We start from the raw sequence: 10,156 nt of genomic DNA, 5'->3' as shown, positions 1-10,156 counted from the left end.
CAGTTCCAGGCGGACATCCTCGGGGTTCCGGTGATCCGGCCGGTGGTGAACGAGACCACGGCGCTGGGCGCGGCCTACGCGGCGGGGTTGGCGGGCGGGTTCTGGGAGTCGGAGGCCGACATCCGGCAGAACTGGGCCCAGGACACGCAGTGGGACCCCGCGATGGACGACTCGCTGCGGGAGAAGCAGTACCGGAGCTGGAAGAAGGCCGTGACGAAGACCTTCGACTGGGTGGAGGACGAGGACTGAGCTCGGCCACGGGTGAAGGGCTGCGAGCTGAAGGTCACAAGCTCAAGGTCAAGAGCTGAAGGGCAAGAGATGAAGATCAAGAGCTGAAGAGCGCGCCTCGCCGGCGGGGCAGACCTCCAAAAAAGAGGGGGACGGGCTCTGCCGGCCGGTGACTGTTGGTCCTGTGGTCCCGTTTACCACTGCGGTGGGCGGGGTCCCTCTTCTCCGTTTGGCCTCCTTTCAGGCAAGCACGCTCGTCAAGACGCCGTTGGGCACCCCGGTCTGCCGCAGAGTGCGGCGGCGTCTTGACAAGCGTGCTCGGGCTTCGCCAGGCCAAACGGAGAAGAGGGACGCGGGATTGGCTGGCTGCGGGCTCGCTGCGCTCGCCCCGCAGCCCGCGAAGCGGTGAGGGGCTCAGTCCAGGTCGTCGTGCCGCATCAGCTGCCGGCCCGCCTCGGTGATCGAGCCCGTCAGCGACGGGTACACCGAGAACGTCGTTGCCAGGTCCTCCACGGTCAGCTGGTTCTGCACCGCCAGCGCGATCGGCAGGATCAGCTCGCTCGCCGTCGGGCCCACGACCACGCCGCCGATCACCACGCCGGTCGCCGGGCGGCAGAAGAGCTTCACGAAGCCGCGGCGCAGGCCCTCCATCTTGGCCCTCGGGTTGGTCGCCAGGGGCAGCATGACGGTTCGGGCCGGGACCTCGCCGGAGTCGATCGCCTGCTGGCTGATGCCGACCGTGGCGATCTCCGGGTTCGTGAACACGTTCGCCGCGACGGTCTTCAGCTTGATCGGGCTCACGCCCTCGCCCAGCGCGTGCCACATCGCGATCCGGCCCTGCATCGCCGCGACCGACGCCAGCAGCAGCACGCCCGTGCAGTCGCCCGCCGCGTACACGCCCGGCACCGTCGTGCGCGACACCCGGTCCACCGGGATGTACCCGCCCTTGCCCAGCTCGACGCCGATCCGGTCCAGGCCGAGGCCCTCGGTGTTCGGGACCGAGCCGACGGTCATCAGGGCGTGGCTCGCCTCGACCACCCGGCCGTCCGCCAGGTGGATCCTCACGCCGTCGCCGGTGTTCTCCACCCGGTCCGCGCGCGCGTGCTTCACCACGGCGGTCCCGCGCTCGGCGAACACGTCCTCCAGCACGGCCGCCGCGTCGGCGTCCTCGTGCGGCAGGACGCGGTCCCGGCTCGACACCATGGTGACCTTCACGCCCAGCTCGGTGTACGCCGACGCGAACTCCACGCCCGTCACGCCCGAGCCGATCACCGCCAGGTGCTCGGGCAGCTCCGGCAGGTCGTACAGCTGCCGCCAGTTCAGCACCCGCACGCCGTCCGGCTCCGCGCCCGGCAGCACCCTCGGGGTGGCGCCGGTGGCGATCAGCACGACGTCCGCCTCCAGCACCTCCTCGGACCCGTCCTCGGTCCGCGCCAGCACCCGGTGCTGCGCCAGGCCGCGCTCGTCGTCGCGGAACTCGGCGCTGCCGATGATGATCCGCACGCCCTCGCGCTGGAGCCGCGCCCGCACGTCCGCGGACTGCGCCAGCGCCAGGCCCTTCACCCGACCGTGCACGACGGGGAGCTCGACCGCAGCCTCGGTGTCGTCCGTCCGGATGCCCAGCTCACCCGCGCTGCGGAACGCCGACCGACTGGCGGCGGAGGCGATGAACGCCTTCGACGGCACGCAGTCGTACAGCACGCACGCGCCACCGAGGCCCTCGCGCTCGATGACGGTCACGTCCGCGCCGTGCTGAGCCGCGACCAGCGCCGCCTCGTACCCAGCGGGCCCACCGCCCATGATGACGATGCGGGTCACGGGGGGTTCCTCTCTGTCCAGAAGACAACGGGTGTCCGGATCGACAACCGCTCACAACCGTACGAACCGTACGCGGTCGGGTGTCGCAGCGTGTCGCGCGGTCTTCTCGACCCTCCGGGTGATCTCGATGTCGCTAGGCTGTCGGCGTGCCGCTCTATGCCGCGTACGGGTCCAACATGGACCCGAACCAGATGAAGGAGCGAGCCCCGTACTCCCCCATGGCGGGGACCGGCTGGCTCGTCGGATGGCGTCTGACGTTCGGTGGCGAGGACCTCGGCTGGGAGGGCGCGCTCGCCACCATCGTCGAAGATCCCGACTCCCAGGTGTTCTGCGTCCTCTACGACGTCAGCACCCTCGACGAGTCGAGCCTGGACCGCTGGGAGGGTGCCCTCGGGCTCTACAAGAAGATCAGACTGCGCGTGCAGACCATGGAGGGCTCCGAGGTCGCCTGGCTGTACGTGCTGGACGCCTACGAGGGCGGCCTGCCCTCGGCCCGGTACATCGGCGTGGTGGCGGACGCGGCGGAGGCCGCGGGCGCGCCCGACGACTACGTGGCCGACCTGCGCGTCCGCCCGTGCCGCAGCGTCGGCCCGCAGGGGCCCCAGTGACCCGGTGACGCGGTGAGCGCGTGACCGGGAGGCGGCCCCGCCCACGGCGGTGGGGCCGCGCGACGGGCCGGTCGCACGACCAGCGGTGTCGCCTGAAGCGGTGAACTTCGGGCACCGGGAACGATCAGCGGGCGATCAGCGGGGGGCTATCATCCGCGCCGCGCCCCCCGCGCCGACCCGCGAGCGCCGCCCGAGGCGGGCCGTCCCGGCTAGGACGGCGTCTCCGCGAGCAGCTCCTCCAGGTGGTGCACCATCCGCCGGAAGTCCACCGGCGCGACCGTGCTCCACGCGACCTGGCCCGGCTGGGCCCGCCGCATCTGCACGTACCGCCCCTCAGGGCCGTCGAAGAACGCCACGACCCGGTCCGGCCGCACCCGCTTGCCCCACTTGTCCCGCCCGGCCGCGCCGAACTGCCCGCGGTTCCCGGCGTCCCGGAACATCTCGGCCAGCACGTGCGCGTCCTCGCCCCGCAGCCCGCGCTCCTTGAGCCCGCGCTCCAGGTCCTCCGGCTCCAGCACGTCCGCCGCGGCGGCCTCCAGGTCGGCGCTGGGCAGGGTCACCGAGTGGCCCGGCCCCGGCCCGAGCGGCGGCACGGCGCTCAGCGCCTCGCGCGGCATCCCCTCGGCGGACGCCGCGCGCAGGGTGATCCGGTCGCCGTCGAGCACCGCCAGCGCGGCGGACTGCCCCTTGGCGGCGACCAGCACCCGCACGCTGCGCCCGTCCAGCCACAGCCTGCCGTCGACCTCGCGCTGCGGCCGGTTCAGCAGGTGCAGCAGGTCCTCCAGGGTGGGGTCCAGGTCCAGCCGCCTGCCGAGGCCGCGCAGCTCCAACCCCTCCCACGCCCGGTCCTCCAGCAGGCGCCGCTCCCCGTCGGTCTTGCCGGGGGAGGGCACCTTGAGCACCAGCGGCATGGTCTCCAGCCGCAGGTGCTCCCAGAGCACGTCGAACTCCAGCGCGGAGATGGTCACCGGGGCGCGCAGCCCGCTCTCGCCCAGGTCGAGGCCGAACGTGGTCATCGGTCGGACTGGTCCTCCCCGATCACCGGGGCCGCGCCCCGGCCGACCCCGTACACGTCGCCGGTCTCCCGCAGGTAGTCGGCGGCGTCGTGCAGCTGCTCCTCTTCCTCCTCGGCGCGGCGACCGCCGAGCCCGCCGAACGGGTCGAACGCCTGCCCCTGCGGGGCGAGCTGGACCGCCCGCCGGTGCGTGGTGTCCCCGCCGTTCTGGTTGGCCGCGCCCGCGAGCGCGCCCGCCGCGCCACCGGGGCCCATGGCCGCCGAGTGCTGCGCGTTGGCGGCGGTGAACGCGCCCAGCTCGCCGGAGCTGATGGCCGTGGTGCCGCTGGTCTGGCCGGGGGCGACCACGTGCAGGCCGTTCACCTCGGCCGCGCGCTGCCCGGTCGTGGTGTCGTGCCGCTCGGAGCCGTGCTGCTCGCCGTCCTTGCCGCGCCCCTTGGCCCCGGTCGTGCCGCCGACCCCGACGCCGCCGGTGGTGGGCTTGGCCGTGCCGGTGGTCTCGGAGCCGCGCGGGCCGGTGCCGCCGTTCGCCGGGTTCGCCTGCGAGACGTGCGTGCTGGAGCCGCCCTTGGTCGTGGTGGTGGCGGGCCTGGTCTCGGTCGCGGGCCTGGTGGCCGGGCGGGTCGCGCCGGGACCGCCCCGGCCGCCGCCGCGCGTGCCGCCGCGACCGCCGACGAGGCCGTGCCCGTAGGACACGCCCGCCGCGTCGCCCCGGACCACGTCGCCCGCGGTGATCGCCACCTGCGGGGGCTGGCTGAACTGGCCGAGGGTCGAGGTGTTCGCGGTCGTGCTGGAGGCGTACGTGGTCATGACGTCGCGGGCGCGCTGCTCGGCGATGTTCTGCGCGCGCTCCTGCACCTCGAAGTCGGTCTGCACGCCCACCAGGTGCGCGAGCCCGGACAGGATCGTGCCGGGGTCCTCGGCCGTCACCTTGACCGGCTCGGGCATGTCCGCGCGGGCCTTGGCGATGTAGTCGGCCTGCATCTGGGTGGAGGCGCGCATGATCACCGCGCCGGTCCTGGCGTGGTCCGCCCACTCGGCGAGCGGGTTGATGCCCGCGCGCGCCTGGTCGGCCGCGAGGCCCTGCCACTGCGCGCCGGAGCGCGCCACGCCCTCCTGGAGCTGCGCGTTGATCTCCACCAGCGCGCCCGCGATCCCCTCCCAGCGCTCCAGCGAGGTGAACGACGCCCTCGGGCCGGGGCCAGAGTTGATCTTCTTGTACAGCTCCTCGTGGCTGTAGCCGCTCCAGCGGTGCCCGTCGGACACAGGAAGCCTCCCCATCGCGCAGGCGGTCAGCAGCCGCCCTGCTGCTCCATCAATCCGCTGTTGTCGTCCTCGATCACCTGGTACTGCCGCTCGACCAGCGTCAGCGCGTCCATCGCCGACTTGAGCTGCCGCTGGTAGCCCTGCAGCGCGTCGAGCGCCGAGTCGCCCGAGTCCACGGAGCGCTCGTTGAACTTCTCCGCGGCCTCGATGCTCACCGGGTCGCCCGCCCACGGGCGCACCCTGACCTCGGTCACGGCCATCTCGATCTGCTGGTCCAGCTTGGACAGCGCGCCGGAGAAGGCGGACTTCAGGCTCGGGATGGCGCTCGGGTCGACGTCCAGGGCCTGCCCGGCTCCGGGGAGGGCACTCCCCGTGCCCGCACCCCTTACGTGGTCATCCTTCGGCATGGCGCTACCTCCCAACGTCATCAGCGCACAGTCACTCTAACCAGAGCGTCCGACAGCGGGGAGTGGGTGTGGGTGACTTCCCCCGCGCGGGTCACTCCCTTTGCCGCAATCCGGTCACCGCGGCTTCGGCCGCCCGCCTCGCGCCCTGGCACAGCACGTCCTGGGGCAGCGGGGTGCTGTTGCCCCCGTCGCGGAACATCACGTCGAGGAACTGGCCCTGCGCCACGTCGACCTCCACGTTGCACACGTCCTCCACGCCGGGGGTGCGCACCACCAGCGCCGGGAACCCGACGACCTCGATGGTCTCCACCTCCACCTGCGCGTAGTCGTCCAGCCACAGCAGCACGCCCTCCCCGGTCACCAGGGCGAGCCGCACCACGTTGCCGCTGACGTTGCTGCGCAGCGAGCAGGCCCGCGCGCCCGCCAGGCTCGTCTCGACGTACTCGTTCTCGGGGTTGTCCAGGCTCAGCTCCCCCCGCTGCTCCTCGTTCAGCAACGAGCACGGCGCCACTCCGTCGAGCGGCATTTCGCTCGGACGGGGGAACAACGATGGGGGAGGGGTGGTGGTCACGCTCAGTGGTTCGTCCACGTGCCCGTCGGCCTTGGGCGCGGGGGACGGGGTCGTGCACGAGACCAGCACCGGCAGCGCCAGGAGCGCGCCGAGCAGAGCACGAGCGGCCTTCACGCGCGCCTACCGCAGCCGGGCGGGGAAAACGCTGTCCCGCCCTCGCGCGAACCCGCTCGGCAGCGGGGAGCGCCCACCCGCGTTGATCTCCACCGGATCCACAGCCCGCGACGCTAGTGCTTTTCCACCGCGAGCAACACCCCGACGTGACCGCCGTCCTGCGGTCTGCTAGTCGGTGGTGAACCCCTCGTGGCGCTCGGCCAGCGCGTCGAGGAACGGCCGGTGGACGTCCGCCGCCCGACCGTCCGGACCGGACTCGACCTCCACCACCCAGTCCGCGTCCTCGGCGTCGTCCTCGCCCGCCAGCAGCTCCTTGTGCACCAGGCACGGCGACCAGCCCGCCGCCAGCAGCTCGGCGGCGACCTCCTCGGCCACGTCCCGGTCGTGCAGCACCAGCAGCACCGGACCGGCCGCGGCGCCCTCCGCGCCCGCGTCCGCGCCGCCCTCCAGCAGCCCGCGCGAGACCAGCGCGTCCCGCAGCGCGGCGGCGTCCGGGGTGTGCGCGGCGTCCAGCCCGGCCGCGCGGGCGCCCTCGGCGTTGCCCGCCGAGTCGTCGCAGAACAGCGTCGCCGACGGCGAGTGCTGGAGCACCCGCAGCGCCCGCCGGAACGCCTCGGGGTCCGGCGCGGCCACCCCCAGCCGCGCGGACGAGACCACGGCGTCGACCTCGCGGTCCAGCCCGAGCGCCGCGAGGTCCGCGCCGATCCGGTCGGTGGCGTTGGTCAGCAGCGCGACCCGGCAGCGCCCGCGCACCGCCCGCACCAGCTCCAGCGCCTCGGGCACCACCTCGCCCACCCGGCTCCACGCCCGCACCGCCGAGGCCGCGACCTCGCCGTCGACCCCACGGGCCACCAGCGCGCCGACGACCGCGTCCCGCCACCGCGCGTCCGTCTCGGCCCCGACCAGCGCGGGCCCGGCCACCGAGCGGGCGGTCTCCGCGAGCAGCCCGCGCCGCAACCCGTGCGCGTCCTCGATCGGCGCGTCCGGCCCGAACCTGCGCAGCACCCCGTCCAGGTCGAGCAGCAGCAGCGTCGGCGCGCTCACCGCCGCCTGTCCCGGCCGACGAGCAGGAACAGCACCACCGGGATCAGCAGGAACACGAACGGCGACTTCACCAGCCCGGCCAGCAGCACGAACCCGACCAGGACGGCGGGCCCGGCCACCGCCACGTTGACCCCGCGCCGCGCGGGCAGCCCCGGCGGCGGGGGCATCGGCCGCACCGCCGTGGCCGCGCTCAGCGCGGGGTGCGGGTGCGGCAGGTCGGAGAACAGGTCGAGCAACTCGCCCCGGTTCCTGGCCGCGGTCGCCCGCGCCGTCCGCTCGCCGTACTCGTCCACGTCGAGCCTGCCCGCGCTGAGGTGCTCACCGAGCACGCGCAGCGCGTCCTCGCGCTCGGCGTCGCCGACGCGGATCTCCCGATCACCCACGCCCCGAGCTTATTCCCTCAGCTCGCACAGGACGGCCCCCTGCGCCACCGGCGACCCGGCCTCCACCGCCAACCCGGTCACCACACCCGCCTTGTGCGCGGTCACGGGGTTCTCCATCTTCATCGCCTCCAGCACCGCGACGAGGTCCCCGGCGGCCACCCGCTGCCCCTCCTCGACGGCGACCTTCACGACCGTGCCCTGCATGGGCGCGGCCACCGCGTCCCCGGAGACCTGCGAGGCGCCGCCCGCGCGCTTCCGCCTCCCGGCCCGCGCGGGCGCGGTGGCCGCGGGTCGGGCGGGGCCACCGCCGAGGTCGCCGGGCAGCACGACCTCGACCCGCCTGCCGCCGACCTCGACCACGACCCGCTGCCGGGGCTCCTCCGCCTCCCCGACCTCGCCGCCGCCCTCGAACGGCGCGATCGAGTTCTCGAACTCGGTCTCGATCCACCGCGTGTGCACCGAGAAGCCCTCCGCGTCCCCCACGAACGCGGGATCGCGCACCACGACCCGGTGGAACGGCAGCACGGTCGCCATCCCGTCCACGACCATCTCGTCCAGCGCCCGCCGCGCCCGCTGGAGCGCCTGCTCCCGGTCCTCGCCGGTCACGACCAGCTTCGCCAGCAGCGAGTCGAACTGCCCGCCCACGACCGTGCCCGCCTCGACCCCGGCGTCCACCCGGACCCCCGGCCCGGACGGCAGCGCGAACCCGGTGACCACGCCCGGCGCGGGCAGGAAGCCGCGCCCGGCGTCCTCCCCGTTGATCCGGAACTCGATCGAGTGGCCGCGCGGCTCCGGGTCCTCGGTGAACCGCAGCGGCAGCCCCTCGGCGATCCGGAACTGCTCGCGCACCAGGTCGATCCCGGAGGTCTCCTCGCTCACCGGGTGCTCCACCTGCAACCGGGTGTTGACCTCCAGGAACGAGATCGTCCCGTCCACGCCCACCAGGTACTCCACCGTCCCGGCCCCGTGGTAGCCCGCCTCGCGGCAGATCGCCCGCGCCGACGAGTGGATCGTCGCCCGCTGCTCGTCGGTCAGGAACGGCGCGGGCGCCTCCTCGACCAGCTTCTGGTGCCGCCGCTGCAACGAGCAGTCGCGCGTGCCCACCACGACCACGCCGCCGTGCTGGTCGGCCAGCACCTGCGCCTCCACGTGCCGGGGCCTGTCCAGGTACCGCTCCACGAAGCACTCGCCCCGCCCGAACGCGGTCACCGCCTCGCGCACGGCGCTGTCGAACAGCTCCGGGACCTCCTCCAGCGTCCGCGCGACCTTCAGCCCGCGCCCGCCGCCGCCGAACGCGGCCTTGATCGCCACCGGCAGCCCGTGCTCCCGCGCGAACGCCACCACCTCGTCCGGCCCGGACACCGGGTCGTTCGTGCCCGGCACCAGCGGCGCGCCCGCGCGGGTCGCGATGTGCCTGGCCGTCACCTTGTCGCCGAGGTCCCGGATCGCCTGCGGCGACGGCCCCACCCAGGTCAGCCCGGCGTCGACCACGGCCTGCGCGAAGTCGGCGTTCTCCGACAGGAAGCCGTAGCCGGGGTGCACCGCGTCGGCCTCGGCGCGCTTGGCCGCGTCGAGCAGCTTGTCCACCGACAGGTACGTCTCGGCGGCCGTCGTCCCGCCGAGGGCGAACGCCTCGTCGGCCAGCCGCGCGAACGGGGCGTCCCGGTCGGGGTCGGCGTACACCGCGACGCTGGCGAGCCCCGCGTCCCGACAGGCCCGGATGACCCGGACCGCGATCTCGCCGCGGTTCGCGATGAGGACCTTGCGCAGTGGCACGGCGTCCTGCCTTCCTCCGGAACGGGACGCGGCTCCGCCGGGGCGTCACCGCTGGACCTGGCCGCCGGGCGGGGCCGCCCGGCTTTGCTACTGGTGAGTTTAGTTAGCGCGGGGCGCGCGACAACCGCGAAGCCGCAGCGGCGGGGGTGCGAGAATCCGGCGGTGTCCAGGCCGCCGCTCACCGCTCTGCTCACCGCCTGCCTGTCCGTCGCGATCACCGCGGCGGGCCTCGGTTACGCCTGGTCGCTGCGGGCTCCCGACCGCGCCCCCGCGAACGACGACCGGGTGAGCCCGATCTGCGGGACCCGCGAGTGCGAGCCGGTCGCCGAGGCCGCCGTCGGGTCCGACGTGGTGCGGGTGATGGTCGGCGACCGGATCAGCCGCATCGCCACCGAGGGCGCGTCCGGGACGGTCATGTTCGAGCTGACCATCGCCGAGTACGGGGTGACCGAGGACGTCGGGTCGTTGGAGCTGGAGTGCGTCGACTCGCCGGTCGCGGCGGTGTGCCTGGTGCAGGGGCAGGCGCGCGGCAAGCGGTACGCCGAGGCGCTGGTGCGGCAGGACGGGCTGTGGTCGCGGGCGCTCGGCGGGTACCAGGGCGACGGCGGGTACGTCGGGCTGCACGACGTCAACGGCGACCAGGTCATGGACGTGGTCGTGGTGCAGCGGCGGTGCGCGGAGGGCGTGGACTGCCCGAAGCGGGTCGCCGAGGTGTACTCGCTGGTCGCGGACGTGGCGAACGGGGAGGACCGCAAGCTCGGGTGCACGGCGGTGGTGAACGCCGAGGCGGCCCTGCCGGGCTGGCCGGACGTGCGGCCCGCCGCGAACCAGCTGAGGGCGTGCCCGGCCGCCGGGTCGTGAGCGCCGCGGACGGCGACGGCCCCGGCCACCTGGGGGGGTGACCGGGGCCGGCGCGCCGCTCGGGG

Annotated in this window: 10 protein-coding genes and 1 pseudogene; 3 read left to right on the top strand and 8 right to left on the bottom strand. The window is 74.3% G+C overall.

Features of this window, described 5'->3' with window-relative positions:
• Nucleotides 1–249 (top strand): annotated as a pseudogene (locus tag ACTUAL_RS29440) (glycerol kinase); the annotation flags it as partial.
• 393 nt (nucleotides 250–642) lie between these two features.
• On the opposite strand, the gene ACTUAL_RS29435 reads toward ACTUAL_RS29440, so the two are convergent.
• Nucleotides 643–2,046 (bottom strand): NAD(P)H-quinone dehydrogenase, encoded by a 1,404-nt coding sequence (locus ACTUAL_RS29435; protein ID WP_096496976.1) that lies wholly within the window; start codon nucleotides 2,044–2,046, stop codon nucleotides 643–645.
• A gap of 146 nt (nucleotides 2,047–2,192) precedes the next feature.
• On the opposite strand from ACTUAL_RS29435, the gene ACTUAL_RS29430 reads away from it, so the two are divergent.
• Nucleotides 2,193–2,654 carry a gamma-glutamylcyclotransferase family protein gene (locus tag ACTUAL_RS29430; RefSeq protein WP_096496975.1) on the top strand — a complete coding sequence of 154 codons (462 nt, stop codon included), beginning with the start codon at nucleotides 2,193–2,195 and terminating at the stop codon, nucleotides 2,652–2,654.
• A gap of 209 nt (nucleotides 2,655–2,863) precedes the next feature.
• On the opposite strand, the gene ACTUAL_RS29425 is transcribed toward ACTUAL_RS29430, so the two are convergent.
• The 7 genes from ACTUAL_RS29425 to ACTUAL_RS29395 all read right to left on the bottom strand — a co-directional run bounded on the left by ACTUAL_RS29425 (nucleotide 2,864) and on the right by ACTUAL_RS29395 (nucleotide 9,230).
• Nucleotides 2,864–3,670 (bottom strand): ESX secretion-associated protein EspG, encoded by an 807-nt coding sequence (locus ACTUAL_RS29425; protein WP_440902520.1) that lies wholly within the window; start codon nucleotides 3,668–3,670, stop codon nucleotides 2,864–2,866.
• Nucleotides 3,667–4,935, bottom strand: a complete 1,269-nt coding sequence (locus ACTUAL_RS29420; RefSeq protein ID WP_440902519.1) for a PPE domain-containing protein — start codon at nucleotides 4,933–4,935, stop codon at nucleotides 3,667–3,669. Before ACTUAL_RS29420 ends, ACTUAL_RS29425 begins: the two co-directional genes overlap by 4 nt.
• Nucleotides 4,936–4,961: 26 nt before the next feature.
• On the bottom strand, nucleotides 4,962–5,342 hold the full coding sequence (locus ACTUAL_RS29415; RefSeq protein ID WP_096496972.1) for a transcriptional regulator: 381 nt from the start codon (nucleotides 5,340–5,342) through the stop codon (nucleotides 4,962–4,964).
• Nucleotides 5,343–5,433: 91 nt separating this feature from the next.
• Nucleotides 5,434–6,027, bottom strand: coding sequence for a DUF3558 domain-containing protein (locus tag ACTUAL_RS29410; protein WP_096496971.1), 594 nt, complete (start codon nucleotides 6,025–6,027; stop codon nucleotides 5,434–5,436).
• A 168-nt stretch (nucleotides 6,028–6,195) separates the two neighbouring features.
• Complete coding sequence (locus ACTUAL_RS29405; protein WP_440902518.1) at nucleotides 6,196–7,071, bottom strand: HAD family hydrolase; 876 nt, start codon at nucleotides 7,069–7,071, stop codon at nucleotides 6,196–6,198.
• Nucleotides 7,068–7,454, bottom strand: a complete 387-nt coding sequence (locus tag ACTUAL_RS29400) for a DUF1707 SHOCT-like domain-containing protein (protein ID WP_096496969.1) — start codon at nucleotides 7,452–7,454, stop codon at nucleotides 7,068–7,070. The genes ACTUAL_RS29405 and ACTUAL_RS29400 overlap by 4 nt, the downstream gene beginning before the upstream one ends.
• Nucleotides 7,455–7,463: 9 nt before the next feature.
• Nucleotides 7,464–9,230, bottom strand: a complete 1,767-nt coding sequence (locus ACTUAL_RS29395) for an acetyl/propionyl/methylcrotonyl-CoA carboxylase subunit alpha (RefSeq protein WP_440902517.1) — start codon at nucleotides 9,228–9,230, stop codon at nucleotides 7,464–7,466.
• A gap of 162 nt (nucleotides 9,231–9,392) precedes the next feature.
• Here ACTUAL_RS29395 and ACTUAL_RS29390 point away from each other — a divergent pair, with 162 nt between their 5' ends.
• Nucleotides 9,393–10,091, top strand: coding sequence for a hypothetical protein (locus tag ACTUAL_RS29390; RefSeq protein ID WP_096496967.1), 699 nt, complete (start codon nucleotides 9,393–9,395; stop codon nucleotides 10,089–10,091).
• Nucleotides 10,092–10,156 lie beyond the last annotated feature (65 nt).

The organism is Actinosynnema sp., from assembly GCF_052038725.1.
Note: the sequence above shows the minus strand (reverse complement) of the source record. Positions and strands in the feature narration are given on the sequence as shown.